19 protein-coding genes and 1 pseudogene are annotated in these 20,208 nt (G+C 35.9%); 18 read left to right on the top strand and 2 right to left on the bottom strand.

Going from position 1 to position 20,208, the window contains the following annotated elements:
- Genes AN959_RS09605 through AN959_RS09595 form a run of 3 tightly spaced genes read left to right on the top strand, consistent with a single transcriptional unit; the run spans position 1 to position 2,573 of the window.
- On the top strand, positions 1-1,185 hold the full coding sequence (locus AN959_RS09605; protein WP_056830251.1) for a Ger(x)C family spore germination protein: 1,185 nt from the start codon (positions 1-3) through the stop codon (positions 1,183-1,185).
- A gap of 2 nt (positions 1,186-1,187) precedes the next feature.
- Complete coding sequence (locus AN959_RS09600; RefSeq protein WP_056830249.1) at positions 1,188-1,421, top strand: hypothetical protein; 234 nt, start codon at positions 1,188-1,190, stop codon at positions 1,419-1,421.
- Positions 1,422-1,454: 33 nt separating this feature from the next.
- On the top strand, positions 1,455-2,573 hold the full coding sequence (locus AN959_RS09595; protein ID WP_056830247.1) for an endospore germination permease: 1,119 nt from the start codon (positions 1,455-1,457) through the stop codon (positions 2,571-2,573).
- A gap of 799 nt (positions 2,574-3,372) precedes the next feature.
- Here the strand turns inward: AN959_RS09595 and AN959_RS09590 are convergent.
- The gene (locus AN959_RS09590) at positions 3,373-4,134 is read right to left on the bottom strand and encodes a glycosyltransferase (protein ID WP_056830245.1); all 762 of its coding nucleotides are present in this window, start codon (positions 4,132-4,134) and stop codon (positions 3,373-3,375) included.
- A 557-nt stretch (positions 4,135-4,691) separates the two neighbouring features.
- Between AN959_RS09590 and AN959_RS09585 the strand changes: the two genes are divergently transcribed.
- The 9 genes and pseudogenes from AN959_RS09585 to AN959_RS21870 form a co-directional block, all read left to right on the top strand.
- Positions 4,692-5,237 carry a GNAT family N-acetyltransferase gene (locus AN959_RS09585; RefSeq protein ID WP_056830243.1) on the top strand — a complete coding sequence of 182 codons (546 nt, stop codon included), beginning with the start codon at positions 4,692-4,694 and terminating at the stop codon, positions 5,235-5,237.
- A 600-nt stretch (positions 5,238-5,837) separates the two neighbouring features.
- Entirely contained in the window at positions 5,838-6,950 is a 1,113-nt protein-coding gene (locus tag AN959_RS09580; RefSeq protein WP_056830241.1) for an ABC transporter substrate-binding protein, read from the top strand.
- Complete coding sequence (locus AN959_RS09575; protein WP_056830239.1) at positions 6,940-7,773, top strand: alkaline phosphatase family protein; 834 nt, start codon at positions 6,940-6,942, stop codon at positions 7,771-7,773. The genes AN959_RS09580 and AN959_RS09575 overlap by 11 nt, the downstream gene beginning before the upstream one ends.
- A gap of 115 nt (positions 7,774-7,888) precedes the next feature.
- A complete protein-coding gene (locus tag AN959_RS09570; RefSeq protein ID WP_056830237.1) occupies positions 7,889-8,743 on the top strand; it encodes an ABC transporter permease subunit in 855 nt (284 codons plus the stop codon).
- Positions 8,740-9,594: an ABC transporter permease gene (locus AN959_RS09565; protein ID WP_056830234.1), complete on the top strand. Its 855-nt coding sequence runs from the start codon at positions 8,740-8,742 to the stop codon at positions 9,592-9,594. Before AN959_RS09570 ends, AN959_RS09565 begins: the two co-directional genes overlap by 4 nt.
- Positions 9,594-10,607 carry an ABC transporter ATP-binding protein gene (locus AN959_RS09560; protein ID WP_056830233.1) on the top strand — a complete coding sequence of 338 codons (1,014 nt, stop codon included), beginning with the start codon at positions 9,594-9,596 and terminating at the stop codon, positions 10,605-10,607. Before AN959_RS09565 ends, AN959_RS09560 begins: the two co-directional genes overlap by 1 nt.
- A 27-nt stretch (positions 10,608-10,634) precedes the next feature.
- Positions 10,635-11,417, top strand: coding sequence for a DeoR/GlpR family DNA-binding transcription regulator (locus tag AN959_RS09555; RefSeq protein ID WP_056830231.1), 783 nt, complete (start codon positions 10,635-10,637; stop codon positions 11,415-11,417).
- Positions 11,418-11,545: 128 nt separating this feature from the next.
- Entirely contained in the window at positions 11,546-12,418 is an 873-nt protein-coding gene (locus AN959_RS09550; protein WP_056830229.1) for a Cof-type HAD-IIB family hydrolase, read from the top strand.
- A 22-nt stretch (positions 12,419-12,440) separates the two neighbouring features.
- Positions 12,441-12,722, top strand: a pseudogene (locus tag AN959_RS21870) (SMR family transporter); the annotation flags it as partial.
- A gap of 393 nt (positions 12,723-13,115) precedes the next feature.
- Here AN959_RS21870 and AN959_RS09545 read toward each other — a convergent pair.
- A complete protein-coding gene (locus AN959_RS09545; RefSeq protein ID WP_056830227.1) occupies positions 13,116-13,610 on the bottom strand; it encodes an SRPBCC domain-containing protein in 495 nt (164 codons plus the stop codon).
- A gap of 557 nt (positions 13,611-14,167) precedes the next feature.
- Here AN959_RS09545 and AN959_RS09540 point away from each other — a divergent pair.
- From AN959_RS09540 to AN959_RS09515, 6 genes are all read left to right on the top strand, one after another.
- A complete protein-coding gene (locus tag AN959_RS09540; RefSeq protein WP_172794348.1) occupies positions 14,168-15,625 on the top strand; it encodes a flavin monoamine oxidase family protein in 1,458 nt (485 codons plus the stop codon).
- A gap of 272 nt (positions 15,626-15,897) precedes the next feature.
- Entirely contained in the window at positions 15,898-16,257 is a 360-nt protein-coding gene (locus AN959_RS09535) for a hypothetical protein (protein WP_056830225.1), read from the top strand.
- A 199-nt stretch (positions 16,258-16,456) separates the two neighbouring features.
- A complete protein-coding gene (locus AN959_RS09530; protein WP_056830223.1) occupies positions 16,457-17,050 on the top strand; it encodes a DUF2441 domain-containing protein in 594 nt (197 codons plus the stop codon).
- Between the two features lie 143 nt (positions 17,051-17,193).
- Positions 17,194-17,424, top strand: coding sequence for a hypothetical protein (locus AN959_RS09525; RefSeq protein ID WP_056830221.1), 231 nt, complete (start codon positions 17,194-17,196; stop codon positions 17,422-17,424).
- Positions 17,425-17,621: 197 nt separating this feature from the next.
- The gene (locus AN959_RS09520; RefSeq protein WP_056830219.1) at positions 17,622-18,518 is read left to right on the top strand and encodes an RCC1 repeat protein; all 897 of its coding nucleotides are present in this window, start codon (positions 17,622-17,624) and stop codon (positions 18,516-18,518) included.
- Positions 18,519-18,710: 192 nt separating this feature from the next.
- Positions 18,711-19,982, top strand: coding sequence for an MFS transporter (locus tag AN959_RS09515; RefSeq protein ID WP_056830217.1), 1,272 nt, complete (start codon positions 18,711-18,713; stop codon positions 19,980-19,982).
- The last annotated feature ends 226 nt before the right edge of the window (positions 19,983-20,208 follow it).

Below are 20,208 nucleotides of genomic sequence, written 5' to 3'. Positions count from 1 at the left end.
ATGAAAAGGTGCATGTTTGTTCTCCTGATTCTCAGCTTCTTTCTCACGGGGTGTTGGGACAGGAGGGAATTAAATGAGCTTGGCATTACGTTGGCAATAGGAATCGATAAAGTAGAAGATGAATACCAAGTAACTGCTCAAGTGGTTGTACCTTCGGAAATATCCACGAAAACAAGTACTGGGCGTTCACCAGTCACCCTGTTTCAGGCGAACGGAGAAACGGTATATGAAGCCTTGCGAAAAATTACAAAGATCTCGCCTCGAAAAATATATCCTGGACATCTTCGAACGCTTGTGCTTGGTGAGGATTTAGCTGAAGAAGGTATAGCCGAATCCTTAGATTTTCTGTCAAGAGATTGGGAACTTCGATCTGATTTCTATGTTGTTATTGCTAAGGATATGACCGCAGAGGAAGTACTGAATGTCACAACAACGATAGAAAATATACCCGCCAATAAAATGTTTAACACTCTAAAAACGTCAGAAGCTTTCTGGGCTGCAACGAACGGCATTTTATTAGATGAGTTTATAGGCTATCTTACAAGCGATGGAAAGGAAGCCGTATTAACAGGGATTCTAGTAACAGGGGAACAAAAAAAGGGATCAAGCAAACAGAATGTGGAATCGATTACTCCTCCTGCGCGAATTGAATATGATGAGTTAGCGGTGTTTAAAAAAGATAAACTGGTGGGGTGGTTAACTGAACGAGAAGCCAGAGGGTATAATGCCATCGTCAACGAAGTGCAAAATACTGTAACAGCTATATCTTGTTCTGAAGAGGGGAAAGCCACTTTAGAGATTATTCAATTCGATTCTAAAATAAAAGGCAATATAAACAAAGGTAAGCCTGTAGTGGATGTCAATATTAAAGTAAAAGGAAATGTTGGGGAAGTAGAGTGTCAAATTAATCTTAATGACCCACAAACAATTGTTGAGCTAGAGAAGAATACTCAAAAAAAGATGGAAGAGCTCATTAAATCGACCATTGAAACGGTACAAAAACAATATAAGTCAGACATATTTGGATTTGGTGACGCCATTCATCGATCTAATCCGAAAGAATGGAAAAAGTTCAAAGAGCAGTGGGATGAGGAATTCCCTGAGATGACAGCGAATGTTAAAGTAGACGTAAAACTTGTGCATACGGGTACAGTAGGTAATTCATTCTTAGAAGAGGTTAAATAATCATGATAAAAAGTATAGGAATACTCCTAATTGCAGCAGCCATTCTGTGGATTGAAGTTCCACCTCTATTGGAAAAAAAATATAAAAAAGAGTTCCTTGTGTTTTCAATTCTTCTTGCAATTGGGGTAGGTCTAGGAATTACACTTGCATTAGAAAAAACTATTCCAAATCCACTAGATTTACTCACTATTATTTTTAAACCGCTTGATAACGTTATTTCTAATTTGTTGAAATAAAAGAACAGTGTATAGGGGAAGGTATGATATGAAATGATGCAAGACGTTAAAATAAATTCGTATCAATTTCTAGTTTTAGTTATTTTATTTACGATTGGTACGAGCATCTTAACTGTACCATCAGCATTAGCAACTAACGCGAAGCAAGATGCCTGGCTTGCTGCTATATTTGGGACGGGAATAGGGTTATTGGTCATATGGCTACTCATCACTATAGCTTTTTGGTTCCCTCACCTCACCTATGTCCAACTCCTTGAAAAACTATTTGGGAAATGGATAGGTAAAGCCTTTTCTACTTTGTTTGTGCTCATGTCTCTTCTTTTTGCTTCAGAACTTTTGTATTATTTTGGGCTATTCATAAACATCCATATGATGCCAAGTACTCCAATGGTTGTCCTTAATATTCTTATGGCGGGGATTGTGGTGATGGGAGTCCGTCTTGGATTAGAAACCTTTGCTCGTACTGCAGAAATCTTAATTGTCGTTTTCTTCGTCATTTTTTTCATTTTAGTAGTGTTTATTTCACCTGAAATGAAGTTTGAAAACATACAGCCTGTATATGAGATGGGGACAAAAAAGATCGTTCAATCATCCATTTTTTATGTCGTAGTATCTTCAGTTGATGCTGTTGTTCTCTTAATGATTTTTCCTTCCTTTATTAACAAAATGAAACAAGTTAAAAAATCTTTTTTACTTGGAAACCTAATAGGTGGCATCGTCATCATCGTTATTACATTTTTGAGTGTCACTGTATTTGGTGCCGAGAAAACTGCAGGAGAGATATATCCAAGCTACGAATTGACCAAAAAGATAAATATCGGGAATTTTGTACAGCGTATTGAGGGATTAATGGCTTCACTTTGGCTTATCACCCTCTATTTTAAAACGACCCTTTATTTTTACGCTTCCGTTTTAGGGATGGCACAGATTCTGAATTTGAAAGATTACCGCCCTTTAACATTACCTTTAGGCATGATTGCTGTTGTCCTTTCACTTGTGATTTATCCTAATATCATGTACCAAAAACATTGGGACGATACAACGGGTAATTCCTTATCATTATCAATCGGACTTTTTTTACCTCTATTGATGATAGTCGTATATGCAATACGAAAAAGAACGAAAAAGAAGGAAATAGAAATAAACGAATAGATTATTATTTTGAAAATCTACAGAAATCCTATTTGGCTAAAAACATACAGAAATAACCTCTATAATACATAGAGAATGTAGATCACTTGGAATAGAAACAAAGAAAGGAAAACTTTTCAAGAGTGGTTTAGGACAATTTCAACTATGCCATTTTGTGAACGGGTGCTTTACTTAAATAAGAGAAAGTGAGTTGAAGAATCTTTGTTGTTGTAATTGAATATATGGATATACAAGCAGCATTTGAAAACTCAATAACACTTTACAATCACTATCATACTAGACGTACATCTATGATGCGAAGAATACAGAACCGTCGCAAAGCAGCAATTATATGATGAATTATTAGAAATATAGACTACTAAAACGGATGCGAACTAGGCATTCCTTTTGATAATACCAACCTGTTAGAAGTTAATAGAATATGGGATAGTTTGTAAAGGTTGTTCTGAACTACCAGGTGCTTTAGTTCAAAATCATAGGGTTGCTTTGGTAACTCCTTTTTCTTATTGAACTAACTCAGCAGGTTAGTTCAATAAGAAGATTAGAGGAGAAAATGAAATATGTGCAAAAATACAACTTAAAACTACTGGATTAAGGAGGAAAGGAATGACAAAAGATAAAAAACGAGATAAAAAATAATACACCGAATATCAGACGAAGGAAGATAAAAAAATGTACACAATAAAAAACAGACAACTTTAATTGTCGTCTGTTTTATTATCTGCTTTTTGTTTGCGTTATCTTGCCTTCAAGCTGAGAATTATTATCTGGAATATAAGCAATTGAGTTTACTTCATTATCATCTTGCTTGATCTTCATAATAGGCTTCATTAGCAGCCTTGTGATTAGTGCCCTTGATATAAGCTAAAATCATAGCAGGTCGTTTAAGTAAAACCCAGTCCCCATAATGGTCAAATCTTCTGCACGAAGTAATCATTCCATTCTTAATCGTTCCATATTTTTTACCATTTTTCTTACCCCATTGTTTTAATCGCTTTGCAAAATCAGCATCTTCTGCCATTAGCATATTCTCGTTAAAACCTTTAATTGCCTGAAAATCTTTTTTATAGCACCAAAAAATTCCTACAGAGATAAAACCATACTTGAACAGTAAGGGAACAATTAGTAGCATGGTAGAAACCACTATACCTATGGACATTCTTTCGAAATTTCCATTCACGCCTCCCCCAATGTATTGATTGGATGCTAAATGCTTTTCAACCACAGATAACAAATGTTCTGTCATTCGAGTATCAGCATCAATTGTAATCAGGATTTCACCTTTTGCTAGTGAAGCGCCTGCATTTCTAATTTTGGATAAATTCTTATCGTAATTTTCCAATGTCACGCAATTGTAGGACTTTGCAATTTCCTCTGTTTTATCCGTACAACGATTTAGCACAACGATCACTTCAACTTGATTTTTATATGGTTGTGCGGCCATTGCAATTGATTCTAGGCATTTCCCTAAGTACTTTTCTTCATTGTGCGCAGGTATTATAATGGAAAATTTTACATCGTCATCAGGAACATCTTTTATAAATCGTTTGCTTTCGGACATATAAAATCCCTCTTTCTAGTAAATTGGTCCTTATAAATTCAGTGTATCATATACACATTATTCTGAATTTTGGTTTGTATGTCTATTTTGTAACAATATATTCAAAGTGCATCTGACTTCATCACAACGAGAATTATTTTTAATCTTACCAATTTGGGCTATTATGGTACTATTTATATGGAGAATTTTTCCAAAGTAAAATTAGAAAATACTTCTTANAATTTTTTTTGCTTTGGGTAACTATCACTATTGGTTTTATATTCTCTCATCTCTTTATATAAGAAGATTTGGGAAAAGAAAAAGAATTAAGTTGTTTTCTTATTAAACTAACGGGTGAGCTTTAGTGAAAGATCGTATAGCTGCTAATGCGGCTCTTTTTTCTTAATTTACTAAAGGGGAAGGTTAATGAAGGAAGGATGCTGTAAAAAAGTTGCCAAAACCATTAAAAACAAAAAATAAGGGTGGAAAAGCAAAATCAAAAGAAACGAGGGAGGGTTCAAGTCATACTTTTGCCTAATTAGAATAAAATGGTAGTAAAAAGATATTGGAGGGGTTTTATGAAGCTAGTAGGACAACAAATTTATCTTCGATTTTACAAAACTTCTGATGCCAGCGAGTTAGCTAACTTACATACTAGAAATCGCGAATTTTTTCAACGAGTTAGCCCATTACTCCCAGAAGCGATTTATACAGAAGAACATCAAAAAATACGCATTGAACAGGCATTAAAAAAGACAGATGAAGGGCAATTATATGCCTTTGGAATCTTTTTAAAAGCAACTGATAAACTTATAGGAGACATTTCATTAACTCAAATTGCTAGGGGAGACCTTCAAAGCTGTTATACGGGATTTATTTTAGATAAGGAGTATAATGGAAAGGGCTATACAACAGAAGCTCTTCAACTTGTTGTAGACTTTGCTTTTAAAGAATTAAAATTACATAGAATTGAAGCAGGAGCTATGCCTGACAACATAGCATCTATTCGGGTATTAGAAAAAGTAGGGTTTAAAAAAGAAGGTATAGCTAAAGAAAATCTAAAGATTAATGGCAAATGGACAGATCATCAAATATTAGGTATCATCAACAGCTTAGATGTTTAAGCTCATTTCACTTCATATAATATTATGTTAACGAAACACAGTGTGCGAGACTGCCTTGTACATTTTTAAAAATTTTACCACCACTACTTCAAGAAAAGTACGTAGCAATAAAATTAGATTATCGCAAATAACCATATTTATAAAACAGTTTAAAGCCTTATATAACAAGGTTTTGGCTGTTTTTTATTTTTACCTGAGGTAGAAACACGTATGTGGCTAAACTTCATGTGCATCCTCACCTCTATCAAATCTTGTACCAAAAACCATTCTTGATAAATATTGTTACTAATAATATTGTTGTTACACTCATTATTCGGGTTATCTAGACAAAATTTGATCACCCCTACAGTTAACAAAAACGTTCGTTTTTGTCACTCCTAAAGCAACGTCCTTACGGAAACAAAAAATATGAGATTAATTATATGTTTTACTACAGGGACCCAATTATAAAAATAAAAGATGATGAATTGGACAAATAAAGAACTGATTTACAAAACCTTAACATCGGATTAATGTGGGATTAAAATTCACTGATTATGATTAAACCGTAACAAACAGTAATAAACGTTAAAAATCCCACACTAAATGGAGGCACTTTTTATGAATTACAAATTCAAGAAGAATTGTTACAAGTCTATTCAAGTTTTGATGTTAGGAGTGAGTGTACTAGGATTAGCTGCTTGTGGAGCTACTAAAGAGGAGGCTGCTCCAGTTATTAAGGATCCAAATACGTTAACCCTGAAAGAAATTGAAACAAAGGCAAAAGAAGAGGGGACAATTAATAGTGTCGGTATGCCTGATTCATGGGCTAACTGGGGGGAAACTTGGAATGAAGTGATGAAAAAATATACACTGGAACACAATGATACAGATTTATCCAGTGCCGAAGAGATTGCCAAAATGGAATCTGAAGGAGAGAATGCAACAGCTGATATCGGCGATGTAGGGATTTCATTTGGGCCAATCGCGGAACAAAAAGAATTAACGATGCCATATAAAACTTCCTATTGGGACGAGGTACCTGACTGGGCAAAAGATGACAACGGAGATTGGGTTGTTGGCTACCAAGGAACGATTGCATTCTTTACTAATAAAGAATTAGTAGATAACCCGCCAAAATCTTGGGATGACATATTAAAAGGAGATTATAAAGTAACAGTTGGAGATGTTCAGCGTGGTACACAGAACCAAATGGCCGTTCTTGCTGCCTCTATCGCTTACGGCGGTGATGAAACAAATCTCCAACCAGGAATTGACTACTTTGCTAAGCTTGCCAAGCAAGGTCGCCTTAGCTTAACGGATGCCAAACCGGCTAACATAGAAAAAGGGGAAGTGGAAGTTGCACTAGTTTGGGATTTCAATGCTCTTGGTTACGCTGACCAAATAAACCGTGATCAATTTGAAGTAGCCATTCCAAGTGAAGGTTCAGTCGTAAGCGGCTACGCAACTATTATTAATAAATATGCAAAACATCCGCATGCGGCGATGGCAACTAGAGAATATATCTTAAGCGATGAAGGACAAATTAACTTAGCTAAAGGATTTGCCCGTCCAATTCGCGATGTAGAACTTCCGAAAGAAGTAGCTGAAAAAATGGTTCCAGAAGTACAGTACAAAAATGCAAAACCAATTGAAGATTACAAAGCTTGGGAAGAAACAGCAAAAAATTTACCTCAGCTTTGGCAAGAAGAGGTGTTAGTCCATGTCAAATAAAGTAATAGCAATTGTTGTTGATGGTATGAGATATGATAAGGCATGTGAGGCTCTTGGATTTATTCAACATCTAGTTGAAACAAATCAGGCAGCACTTTACAAAGTGAAGTCGGAACTTCCAAGTCTTTCCCGTCCATTATATGAAGTGTTACTAACGGGTACACCGGCATCAGTGAATGGAATTACGTCCAATCAAGCCGTTCGCTTATCTACTGAGAAAAGTCTTTTTCATCTTACGAAAGAAAACGGCTTAAGAAACGGAACGGTATCTTACTACTGGGTAAGCGAACTTTATAATCGCGCGCCATTCCATTTTATTGAAGATCGTGAGCAAGAGGATGAGACTAAGACGATTCAACATGGAAAATTTTATTGGGATGATGACTACCCAGACAGTCATGTGTTAATGGATGCAGAAGCTTTGCGTAGAAAGTATGACCCACACTTTTTATATATTCATCCGCTCGGTGTAGATGTAAAAGGAGAAAATTTCGGTTCGGAATCGAAAGAATATCGTGAACAAATCTTAAAAATGGGAAGCTTGTTGGCACAACTTTTGCCAATTTGGATTCAAGAAGGTTACCACATTTTAATTACATCTGATCATGGCATGAGTGAATATGGCAACCATGGCGGCATAACTGATGGTGAGCGTGATGTACCACTCTTTATCATTAGTCCAAAAGTCGAGCCTGGCGTTTACAGTGAAGTGGTTCCGCAATTATCTTTTGCACCGCTCGTTTGTGAACTTTTAAATATTGAGCCGTCCAATAAAATGATTTCATATCAATTGCCAGGTCTGAAAGGAAAAATTACTCTTTAAAAAAATAAACGATTCAACATTAAAATGAAAATTGTAGGTGGATTGGAATTGGTTTAACAAACGTATTGTTAGACCAATTCCCAAATTGTTAGAGAACATAGAGGAGCGAGAAGTCTTGCGAAAAATCAAAAAACAAAAAATATATTTATTAGCTCTTTTACTGCCATTTATTATGTTTGTGGTTGGATTTGAATTAGGCCCATTAGTGGCAATGATTAAAAATAGTTTTTATGCAGACGATGGAATTCAAGTTACGATAAATCAATATATTACCATATTTAAGAGTGAATTTTATTTACAAGCCATTAAAAATAGCCTTGTCATTTCCTTATTTTCTGCTGTAACTTCTGTGATTATAGCAGTCACTGCAGCTTATTCGCTTACAAAGTTCTCACAAAAAATACAAAATCGCTTACTAATGATTACCAATATGACCTCGAACTTTGAGGGGATTCCCCTTTCATTTTCATATATTATTTTACTTGGAAACAATGGGTTGTTTACGTTGCTTTTTTCTAAGATTGGTTGGGATGTGTTTGCGGATTTTAATTTATATTCATGGACAGGCCTCATTCTTGTTTATGTATATTTTCAAATTCCGCTTGCTGTTATGCTCATCTACCCGTCATTTCAAGGAATTAAGAAACAATGGAAAGAAGCCTCTTCATTATTAGGAGGGTCAACAGTATCATTTTGGCTTCACATTGGGATTCCAGTTCTTTTACCTAGTATTGTAGGTACATTCAGTATTTTGTTTGCTAATGCGATGGGAGCTTACGCTACAGCCTATGCATTAGTCGGCAGCAACTATAACTTATTATCATTGCAAATTGCCTCTCTAGTTGCTAGTGACGTTGCACTAAAGCCTCAGTTAGGTAGTGCGTTGGGAGTTCTTCTAGCAGCGACTATGATAGGGGCGATGTGGTTCAATGGACGAATGATGCGTCGCATTAGGAGGGATTTACGATGAAATATTCATTGACTTTTCATAAAGTGATAGTTGGTTTATTAGTTATTTATTTATTAATTCCTCTTGTAGGGACATTTTTATTCTCGATTGCCGGTAAATGGGATCATACCATTTTACCTGAGAGTTATACAATAAAATGGTATATTGAATTATTTCAAGATGAACGGTTTTATGATGCTTTTCAGCGCACGCTGTTTTTAATTGTCACGTCAGTAGGGCTTAGTGTTGTTATTATGCTTCCGACTATCTTTATCGTCACGGTATATTTCAGTAAATGGGAAGGATTACTTCAAGCAGCAGCTATGCTTCCTTACGGAATTCCTCCCATTGTTGGAGCTGTTGGATTAATCAAGATATATTCAGATGGACCAATTCAAATTGCCGGAACACCTTGGATTTTAATCGGTGCTTATTTCATAACGATTCTGCCATTTATGTATCAAGGTATTCGTAACAGTCTTCGTACGCTTAATGCTGTGCAACTTGTTGATGCAGCTGAACTACTCGGTGCTACAAAATTCCAGGCGTTTCGCACGGTGGTGTTTCCAAATATTATATCTGGCATTTTAGTTTCTACCTTGTTATCAGTCGCTCTTTTATTTAGTGAGTTTGCTTTTGCAAATTTGCTTGTCGGGGGCCGATTTGAAACCATTCAAATTTATCTTGCCGACAAACTGAATAGCAGTGGTCACTTAACGAGTGCAATTGTTATTACTTATTATTCAGTGATTTTGCTTTTAACGGGGACTGTATTAAAACTTACGTTTAGAAACGAACAAAAACCTCTCGTGTCAAATAAGAAGAGAATTCTTTCATTTCATAAAAATACTACTTTAGAAGGTGACAAATAATGAGCTATGTAACTATTGATCAAGTAACTAAAGGGTATGAAAATCAAGTCGTTTTAAATGACATTTCTTTCATATTAAAAAAAGGAGAATTTGCTACACTTCTTGGGCAAAGTGGATGCGGGAAAAGTACATTATTACGTTCCATTGCGGGGCTTGAAGACGTAGATTTAGGAAGAATCTTAATTGATGGAAAAGATATTACTAATTTATCACCGCGTCAGCGTGAAGTCGGTATGGTATTTCAGTCTTATGCACTTTTCCCGAATATGAACGTTTTTGACAATATCGCGTACGGCCTTAAAATGAAGAAGGAAAAAAATATTAAATCAAGAGTGAAAAAGATGATTGATATGGTTGATTTAATAGGAAAAGAAGAGTCTTATCCTCATCAGTTATCTGGTGGGCAACAGCAGAGGGTTGCTCTTGCCCGTGCACTTGTCATGGAGCCGAAAGTACTGCTTTTGGATGAGCCGTTAAGTGCATTGGATGCGAAAATTAGAAAAAGTTTGCAAAAAGAATTAAAGAGAATACAGAAAGAATTAGATATTACAACTATTTTTGTTACTCATGATCAGGAAGAAGCAATGACGATGTCTGATCGAATCTTTGTCATGAATAAAGGACAAGTTGTACAATCCGGTTCCCCTTCAGAAATTTATACTTCTCCAATCAATACATTTGTTGCTAAATTTATCGGAAATTATAATGTTTGTAATTTGGAAGTTTTCCGTAAACTTGTTCACAGTACAGAAATAAAAGGGAATGAAGTCGCAATTCGTCCTGAAGTTTTACAATTAGTTTCTATTGGTGAGGATAGCTTAGATTTACAAGAGAACTGGGTAATTAAAGGGTTTATTAAAGATGTTTCCATGATAGGGAATGTTTTAAGATATGAAGTAGAAACAGAGAAGTCCGCTTTCCTTGTAGACTATCTTCACCACAGAGGGAATATGTTCGAGCAAGGAGCATGTGTTCATATTCTTGTACCAAAGAAAGATTGCATTATTTTATAAATAATTAATGATCAAGGGGGAAGAAATATGTCTGTTTTTCCAGAAGAAAGAAAAAATGAAATTTTAAAAGAACTTAACAAAATAGGAAAAGTAAAAGTGATGGAATTAGTTGATCAATTTAATGTTTCAGAGGAAACGATTCGACGTGATTTGATGATATTAGAGGAAAAGGGACTTTTAAAAAGGGTTTACGGTGGAGCGATTAAAACAGTCTTTGAATTTGAGGAGCCTCCATTTACACAGCGTACAACGGTGAATAAAGAAGCGAAAGTCAAGGTTGGTGAAAAAGCAGTAGAACACATTTCTAACGGAGATGTGATTGCCATCGATGTAGGGACAACCATGCTTGAATTTGCGCAGTGTATTGAAAATAAAAAAGACATTACGATTTTAACCAATTCTCTTCCTGTGTCATCTGTGTTAACCGAAAAGCTCAATCAAAATAAGTTTACAGGACAAGTTCTATTATTAGGAGGACAAATTGATCCAAAGCATCAATCTATTAGCGGCGGTCTCACTGAACAAATGTTAAATCAATTTAATATTGATAAAGCGTTTATTTCAGCTGGGGGTGTTTCCATTCAAAGTGGGGTTAGTAATTATCATTTACATGAAACATTAGTTTCACGCAAGATGGTAGAGGTATCAAAGCAAGTTATATTACTAACGGATTACTCTAAAATTGGTGTAGACACTTTTTGTAAAGTTTGTCCTCTAGAAAAAGTCGATGTGATTGTCTGCGAACAACCATTTCCAGAGGAATGGAGAAATCATTCAAAATTTGAGGAAATCAATTGGAATCAAGCATAGGCAATCTATAAAAGGAAATATCGAGATGGAAGGGTGAGTTCTCTTTTTTGATTAGCTTTTTATTGATAATACGAAAAAAAGCTAGAAAGATAATTTAATAGCTAGAATGAGAAAAGGAGCTATATAACATGCGTTTCATTGCGATAGATTTAGACGGAACATTATTAAACAACAAGAATGAAATTAGTGAAGAAAATATAAAGGCGATTCAATATGCCCAAGATAGAGGCTTTGAAGTAGTTATTTCAACGGGCCGGGCTTATTTTGACGTTCAAATAATTTGTGAAAAAGCCGGGATTTCCACATTTGTAATCGGGACAAATGGCGCAACCATTCATTCAAAAAGCGGAAAGTGCATTTCTTCTATAACGTTAACAAAAGATTGTGTCCAATCTATTCTCCAATGGTTAGATGAACGGAATTATTATTACGAAGTGTTTACTGATAAAGCCATTAATACTCTTAAAAAGGGAAGAGAACATTTCCATAATGAGATTAATAGTTTGAAAAACACAGAGTTGAATACACATATGAAAGAATTACTTGAAGTAGCGGAAAGGCAATTTGATCAGTTTGGATATGTTTTAGTTGAAAGCTATCATGATATCTTAAAACAAGAGGAAGAATTCTATAACATTTTAGCATGTTCTTTTGATAAAAAGAAGTTAGAGGAAGCATGGAACCAATTCAGAAAGTTTGATGAGTTGATGGTTGTTTCGTCTGCTGATCATAACATTGAAATTACTAGTATAAGAGCTTCAAAAGGAATCGCCCTTGAAAAATTGGCTATCTTGATGAATGGCTCCTTAGATCAGTCTATGGCAATCGGGGATAGCATCAATGATTTATCCATGTTCTCGAAAGTTGGATATAGCGTAGCGATGGGAAATGCGAAAGATGGCATAAAAACTGTTTGTACAACGACAACCCTTAAAAATGACGAGAATGGGGTAGCTTATGCGATTTATCGATATATAGAGAACTTCGTATTTCAAAAATAAGTGCCAATACCAAAGAAGAGAGCGACAAAATATAGTAACGGTAGTTATTATACTCTTTAGTTACTTTTTACTTTCAAAAGCTTTACATTCAATTCCCTTGGAACTGGTTACCATTTTTACTGGATTGGGAACGGTGGGAACAGTAGGAACTGGGTTATTGCATGAAAAATTGCCATGTAAGGAATTAAAGTTCATTAATCATACAAAGCATCAGATCCCTACAAAAGCGGCTAATAATTTAAATGAAATGATTAGGCAATTTATCTATACACATGAGGTGATTTCAGATGAAACCTACCTCTAACAGATATAATTTCGTTATTTATCACTGTATTGATTCTTTCGATAACATAATCTAGTAACCTGATCCATCAAGTACTCTGTAGAAATCTCTGTTATGATTTTGGTGAAAAGTTCGATAAAAATTTCTCTGATATACAGGATTTTTTCTTGTTCAGCAAATGGGCGCGATTGTGGAATAGGCGTTTTCTTCTTCAACTAAAGGGTGCTTTAGTTAAGCAAGACCATCAATTCGATGGTCTGTTTTTATGTCCAAAACAAAGTAAAATTCGGTGATCAAGTGTGCTAATTAAGCAGTTTAGTGGAATAAGAGAGTTTTCTTCTTTCGTTAAAAGGCGATATATTTAAGTAAACAAAAACCATCTATTCATAAAAAATAGACGGTTTTGTAAGGTACTTATTTTACAGGTTGACAACATAAATTACCTTCGCCCTTTTCAAGAACAGACTTTAAGCTACTAAGAACGCCAGACCAAGCCATTTGATGCCATTGAAATGCATCTGTCCAACTTTCATCATCCTTAAATCCTGTATGGTGTATACAGACTTTTGTAGAGTTTTCATTAACTGATTCAAAACTAACATTTACTATTGTTAGTTCATTTTCATTATTCATTATATCTTTAAACTGGTCTGGTCCCTTCCAAGTGAACACTAGCTCTTTTTCATCAACAAGTTTAATTATCTTGCAACCTTTAGTATTCATACCAGTTTTATTTCCTGGAACGAAATATAGTTCATATGCTCCCCCTTCTTTAGCTATTACTACCGTTTCACTAGCGAACCACTCTGAAACTCGTTCAGATATTGTCCACGCATACCAAACCAAATTTAAAGGTGCATTAATTGTAACTTCATTAGTAACAGCTTTTTCATTAGAAGTGGTTTTCAAAAAAATCTCCCCTTTTAGATATATTTAACATTTAATATCGTATCACTAATCGAAAACTAGATAAAGAATATTCTGATATATATTTTAGTTTGTTAATTAACTAACGGGACAGTTTAGTTCAACAAGGGGACGGGCTGTTATCATTATATTAAGAAGGTAAAGAATGAAGGTGAACTAATGGAGAGCAACGATAATTATTATATAACCATTTGTAAAAGAGTTTGATCGTTTATAAAAATGTTTGATCAAAAATCATGTATTGTAATTTAATTTGGGATTTTTCTTTTTTTGACTTTCTTATAACCTGAAAATTTTGAGTATGTAATATTCGAATTTCCAAGGTTTTTTCTACTTACAATAACTTTGGTATATCATCTTCAATAAGAATCTTCCTTATTTTTCCATTTGGTTATAAGGGACCAAACCGATGAATTCATGACTTTACCTGCCTCCTTGTATTATCTTACACATAGGATAAGCCTAGTATGAATAGGATGAAAGTAAGTCTCGTAAAGGATGGCTTACAATACAAACTAAGGAGAAAGAGTGTGACTAACATGTTTCCTCCTGTGTCACCCGATCAAATGATTTGGACAATTCAACATGGACTAAAAAAAACACAAAATCCCAAAAAAATTCTCATTGTCGGCGCAGGTATGTCAGGATTGGTCGCTGCCTCATTGTTAAAGGAAGCCGGACATAACGTAGTTATCCTTGAAGCTTCTAAAAGAGTAGGAGGACGTGTCTACACAAAACGATCCCCTTTTATCAATGGGCAATACATGGAAGCAGGGGCAATGCGTATTCCAAATCATCATTATTTGACTTTGGAATACATAAAAAAATTCCGCTTACCAGTAAATTCTTTTATTAACAGTACGCCTAACGACCTGATCTATGTGAATGGGATCAAAACACGCCAATATCTGTATAAACAGACTCCTGATATCCTTGGCTACCCAGTTGCCCCTAACGAAAAGGGAAAAACAGCTGTGGAGTTGATTCAACCAATACTTCAACCGGTTATAGACTTTATCAATCTAAATCCGTTGGAAAATTGGAGTTGGGTAATAAAAGAATATGATAGATTCTCAATGGATGAGTTTTTAAGATATAACCCTAATGGGGTGACTTTATCTCCTGGTGCAATTGAAATGATTAAGGTACTACTTGCAATCGAGGGCTTGTCTGAACTCGCATTCCTGGATCTATTACGTGAATTTATGATTCTTTTCAATCCTAATATCAGTTTCTATGAGATTACTGGAGGAAATGACCAACTCCCACAAGCATTTCTCCAACAATTAAAAGAAAATATTATTTATGGGCAACAGATGACCAAAATTGTTCAATATAATAACCAAGTTACACTTCATACTAAGAATACAGAGTCGTTAAAACCCACTGAAATGACATGTGACATTTGCATCTTGACCATTCCTTTCTCGATCTTGCAATTCGTTGATGTTGAACCCCATGATTCTTTTTCCCATAACAAGTGGAAAGCGATTAGAGAACTTCATTATGTGACTTCTACAAAGATTGGCCTTCAGTTTAAAAGTAGATTTTGGGAAGATGAAGGGATAAAAGGTGGTCAAACGGTTTCTGATTTACCCATCCGATTTAGTTATTATCCAAGCCATGGAATTGGAAAGAACGAGTCGGGCGTAATTTTAGCTAGCTATACGTGGGAGGATGATGCCATTCCGTGGGACAGCTTGAGTGAAGAAAATCGGATTCAACAAGCCTTAAAGAACTTGGCTACCATCCATGGAGAACAAGTATATGATGAATTTATAACAGGAGCTTCTTACAGTTGGGCTCAGAATCCATATTCAGGTGGGGCTTTCACGTTGTTCAAACCAGAACAAGAAACAGAACTTTTTCCTTACCTCGGCACTCCCGAAGGAAGGGTACACTTTGCTGGGGAACACACTGCACTGCCACACGGTTGGATACAAGGTGCAATTGAGTCTGGAATACGTGTAGGACATGAAGTCAATAGCTTGCCTTGAAAGAAATATTACTTGGAGTAAGGGAAATTATTATATTTTGCATACTTAACGATTGCGTTCTTGGTACAGCCAGGAACGCTTTTCTATGGGTCTGAAGACTTTATTTTAAGTTAACATTTCCTTGAATTTTGATCAAACTTTTTTATAAAATTTTAATTCAATGTGAAAGAGAAGAATCCATTTTGATCAAACTTTTTTCAATATGGATTCTTTTTATTCTCCATAAAATGCGACTTCGCAAAATCAGACTTTGTGTTGCATAGGACTCTATAATGGAACAGGATGAAGCATTAAGTAGTGATATGGAATATATAGCAATCGATATGAGTAATTTCGAGGACGCAGATGAAAGTGATACTGAAGAAATCTTAAGTTACTTTAAGGAAAAATATAAAGTTAAAGTAGTGGACGCTACTCTTGAACAACTGAAAGAAAAGGGATATTCAGATACGATGCGTTTGGATGGCGTACTTCTTAGAATAGAAAAAGTTGATTTTAAGTCCAACAATGAAATCTTTTTTGAGGGTTCCATGTATCGTTCAGGTTTAGGGACAGTTGGAGTAGAAGTTAAAGTTCATTATAAAGATAATAAATGGGAATCCAAAGAAGTGAAAATGACTTGGATTAGTTAAGATTATTATTGTGATAACTGGTGCTTTAGTTTAGACAAGACCATCATTTCAATTGTCTATTTTTTTATCTTAAACATCAAGTAAATCTCAGAAATCCATTGTGAAATGTTACACTAAAACTAACGCAACAGGTTAGTTGAACTAGGAACCCTTGTTTTGGTACGAATTAATTTAGGTGAAGACAGATAGGAGATAGACTATGAAAGATAATGAGCTGTATGTTTATCACATTGTTACTAGGAATAAAATGAGTCTGGGTCAAATAATTAGCTTTGACAAGAGCCAAAGAAATACTTTATATAGCTTCTTTTTTGAAAGAGAACAATTGAATTCTAAAGGAGAAGATTTTTTTCGGATTTTACAAGAACATTATTCAAAAGAAGGATTGTACTTGAATAAAGAAAATGCCGATGTAGCTATTAAATATGCAGACCAAACAATAAGAGCTATCAGAGAAGTGATAGTAGAAATGGTCAGACTACAAGAATATCCTGAATACCCTTCAAGAATGTCTTGTTTATACGCTACAAAAAACTATGAAGACGTATTGAAATGGAAAGAATTATTTGATTCATATAATCGGAAGGTTTTGCAGATTGTTAAACTTCGAGTTATTGGAAATTCTTTTGAGGGTGATGGAAACCTTTTACCAAAGGAAGATGGGGTTCCATTCTCTCAAAAAATTGAACAAGCTAGAGAATATTGGCAGGGTAATGTGAAAAACGAGCTTCCTGAACTCATAATTGACGGGAAAATAGAAGTGGTTGAAGTTATTGAAGATTTCACAGATTAAAATAAATATTTGTTAGTAAAAGATTGTTTTCTTTCGAGATACAGGTGCAATCTTATTTAGCTAACGGGTGATTTAGTTAAAGATCATTGAGCTGCTAGATGGCTCTTTGTGGAATACAGGTAGGCAGATTAAGGGGGAGTTTTGTGAAGTTATTGTTATCCATTCTATTAGCTGGTCTTTTAGGTATCTTGGTTCTCCTCGGTTCTATTGGAATCTATATCTTATGTGCAATTATTGTCGGAGTCATTTTCAGGTCGTTTATTTTAATTAATGAGATTCATAAACAAGTAGTACCAGCCAATAGCAATGACAGGGTGAAAGAGGTGTACGGAAGATATATAAAAGAGAGAGACAATAAAGAAAAAGAAAATTAATGTATGACGTTTTTCAACTAACGGGTGCTTTAGTTAAACAAGACCATCTTTCCGATGGTCTATTTTTTTATCCAAAACATCAAGTAGATCTCAGAAATCCATTGTGAAATGGTACACTTAAACTAACGGGGCAGGTTAGTATAACAAGCAAAAGTGATACAATAATAAAATAGGTCTTGTTTTCAAGGAGGTAAAACATGGATTACATTTTACCCAAAGAAGAGGTGTTAAAATTGAAACGGTGGCCAAAAGATACCATAACGGCGGGGAGTCGTCATACCGTTGGGCTTAAATCTGACGGCACGGTGATGGCTGTGGGTGATAATAAATATGGCCAATGTGATATAAGCGGTTGGCGCGATATTGTGGCGGTCGTGGCTGGTAATGTTCATATGGCAACGAACACGGGTAATGCTCATACAATCGGTCTTAAATCGGACGGCACGGTGGCGGCTGTGGGTTGGAATAAGCATGACCAATGCGACGTAAACGACTGGCGTGATATTGTAGAGGTTGCGGCAGGTTGGCGTCGTACCATTGGGCTTAAATCGGATGGCATGGTAGTAGCAGTGGGCCGAAATAATGAAGTTGAATGCAATGTAAACGGCTGGCATGATATTGTTGCGGTCGCGGCGGGTGACTGGCATACCATCGGGCTTAAATTGGACGGCACGGTGACGGCTGTAGGTAATAATCGGTATCGCCAATGCAATGTAAGCGGTTGGTGCGATATTGTGGCGGTCGCGGCGGGTTATCTTCATACAATCGGTCTTAAATCGGACGGCACGGTGATGGCTGTGGGTTGGAATAAGCATGACCAATGCAATGTAAACGACTGGTGCGATATTGTGGCGATAGCAGTGGGTAGTAATCATACTATCGGCCTTAAATCGGACGGTACTGTGGCGGCTGTGGGTTGGAATGAGTATGGCCAATGTAATGTAAGTGATTGGCGCGATATTGTGGCAATTGCGGCGGGTTGTGCCCATACCGTCGGGCTTAAATCGGACGGCACAGTGGTTGCTGTGGGTGATAATGAATATGGCCAATGCGATGTAAGCGGCTGGCGAGGTATCCAACTACCCAACAATTAGTTTTCGGGTAAAAAGGATACAGTTCCTGCAACTAATAAATCCAAAAAATGATTAAACATAAAAGGTAAAATTTCTTCTTTAGCTAACGGGTGCTTTAGTTAAACAAGTGGCTGCCTGAAAGGGTGGCTTTTTCTTATTGAAATAACGCAGCAGTTTAGTTTAATAAAAATAAATAGAAGAAGGTGTTAATAAGTGTCTGGTAAAGCACAAGATTCAATTGAGAGTTATATAGATTCACCAGAAAAATTAAAGAGCTTGTATAGACGTGTGTTGTTCGTTGTAAGTTTATCACAAATCTTCGGTGGTGCAGGGCTTGCAGCAGGAGTTACAGTAGGTGCCCTGTTGGCTCAACAAATGCTTGGAACTGATGCTTATGCAGGAGTGCCGGCAGCTTTATTTACTTTAGGTTCAGCAGGAGCTGCTTTAATTGTTGGGAAAATTTCACAACGATATGGACGCCGTACAGGTTTATCAATAGGTTTTATTGTAGGTGGACTTGGTGCAATTGGAGTTGTGATTGCTGCCTTGATGAATAGTGTCATTTTATTATTTGCTTCTCTACTGATCTATGGTGCAGGAACTGCGACAAATTTACAAGCTCGTTATGCGGGAACAGATTTAGCAAACAAAAAACAACGAGCAACAGCTATTAGTACTACGATGGTTATGACAACATTCGGGGCTGTTGCCGGCCCAAACCTAGTAGAAGTTATGGGTGAATTTGCTAGTTTCATAGGTGTTCCGCCACTTGCAGGTCCATTCATATTATCAGCTACTGCATTTATCTTAGCAGGTCTTGTTCTTTTAATTATGTTGCGTCCCGACCCGTTAGACATTGCAAACAGGATAGCAGCCTATAAACAAGAATATGAGCCTGTAAATAAAAGGGATTCTGTTGATAAAGCAATAAATAGAAGAGGTCTAATGATTGGTGCCACGGTTATGGTTCTTACCCAAATTGTAATGGTTGCAATTATGACTATGACACCGGTACATATGAAACACCATGGACATGGTCTAAATGAAATTGGAATTGTTATTGGTTTTCACATAGGTGCAATGTATCTTCCCTCACTTATCACAGGAATCCTTGTAGATAAAGTAGGTCGAACAACTATGAGCATAGCCTCTGGGATTACATTGTTATTCGCTGGTTTATTAGCAGCATTCGCACCAAGCGATTCAATGGTTCTATTAGTACTTGCTCTTTCTTTACTTGGATTGGGATGGAACTTTGGCTTAATTAGTGGAACTGCTCTAATTGTTGATTCTACAGAGCCTTCAACACGTGCGAAAACTCAAGGAACACTTGATGTTTTTATTGCATTAGCAGGTGCTTCAGGTGGTGCTCTTTCGGGAATGGTAGTAGCTAATACAAGTTATGCTACATTGTCTTTAAGTGGGGGACTTTTATCCTTAGTTCTCATACCTATTATAATTTGGTCGCGAAGAGGCAAAGCATGATAAAGTCTAAATAAAAAATGAGACAACAGTAAAAGCCTTGTTACGAAAAAGTATAGCAAGGCTTTTATTTTTCTTCCAGTGAAGATGAAGTGAACAACGTATTCACTATTATTATGAAACATATGATAAAACAGTTATTGAAAAATTTTTTTAGTTTAAGTGAAAGAGATAAGACGCTTTTATTCGATATTTATAGCCAGAATGCTTCTTCAACTAACGGGTGCTT

Source organism: Psychrobacillus sp. FJAT-21963, from assembly GCF_001420585.1.
In the GTDB taxonomy this organism is placed as follows: Bacteria; Bacillota; Bacilli; order Bacillales_A; family Planococcaceae; genus Psychrobacillus.
This window is presented reverse-complemented; position numbering and strand designations above follow the sequence as displayed.

What these genes read in the sequence shown, in the direction of transcription:
- AN959_RS09535 (WP_056830225.1), top strand. Translation starts at nt 15,898, where the DNA reads ATGGAACAGGATGAAGCATTAAGTAGTGATATGGAATATATAGCAATC.
- AN959_RS09560 (WP_056830233.1), top strand. Translation starts at nt 9,594, where the DNA reads ATGAGCTATGTAACTATTGATCAAGTAACTAAAGGGTATGAAAATCAA.
- AN959_RS09565 (WP_056830234.1), top strand. Translation starts at nt 8,740, where the DNA reads ATGAAATATTCATTGACTTTTCATAAAGTGATAGTTGGTTTATTAGTT.
- AN959_RS09580 (WP_056830241.1), top strand. Translation starts at nt 5,838, where the DNA reads ATGAATTACAAATTCAAGAAGAATTGTTACAAGTCTATTCAAGTTTTG.
- AN959_RS09595 (WP_056830247.1), top strand. Translation starts at nt 1,455, where the DNA reads ATGATGCAAGACGTTAAAATAAATTCGTATCAATTTCTAGTTTTAGTT.
- AN959_RS09590 (WP_056830245.1), bottom strand. Translation starts at nt 4,134, where the DNA reads ATGTCCGAAAGCAAACGATTTATAAAAGATGTTCCTGATGACGATGTA.
- AN959_RS09555 (WP_056830231.1), top strand. Translation starts at nt 10,635, where the DNA reads ATGTCTGTTTTTCCAGAAGAAAGAAAAAATGAAATTTTAAAAGAACTT.
- AN959_RS09520 (WP_056830219.1), top strand. Translation starts at nt 17,622, where the DNA reads ATGGATTACATTTTACCCAAAGAAGAGGTGTTAAAATTGAAACGGTGG.
- AN959_RS09575 (WP_056830239.1), top strand. Translation starts at nt 6,940, where the DNA reads ATGTCAAATAAAGTAATAGCAATTGTTGTTGATGGTATGAGATATGAT.
- AN959_RS09530 (WP_056830223.1), top strand. Translation starts at nt 16,457, where the DNA reads ATGAAAGATAATGAGCTGTATGTTTATCACATTGTTACTAGGAATAAA.
- AN959_RS09585 (WP_056830243.1), top strand. Translation starts at nt 4,692, where the DNA reads ATGAAGCTAGTAGGACAACAAATTTATCTTCGATTTTACAAAACTTCT.
- AN959_RS09605 (WP_056830251.1), top strand. Translation starts at nt 1, where the DNA reads ATGAAAAGGTGCATGTTTGTTCTCCTGATTCTCAGCTTCTTTCTCACG.
- AN959_RS09550 (WP_056830229.1), top strand. Translation starts at nt 11,546, where the DNA reads ATGCGTTTCATTGCGATAGATTTAGACGGAACATTATTAAACAACAAG.
- AN959_RS09600 (WP_056830249.1), top strand. Translation starts at nt 1,188, where the DNA reads ATGATAAAAAGTATAGGAATACTCCTAATTGCAGCAGCCATTCTGTGG.
- AN959_RS09540 (WP_172794348.1), top strand. Translation starts at nt 14,168, where the DNA reads ATGTTTCCTCCTGTGTCACCCGATCAAATGATTTGGACAATTCAACAT.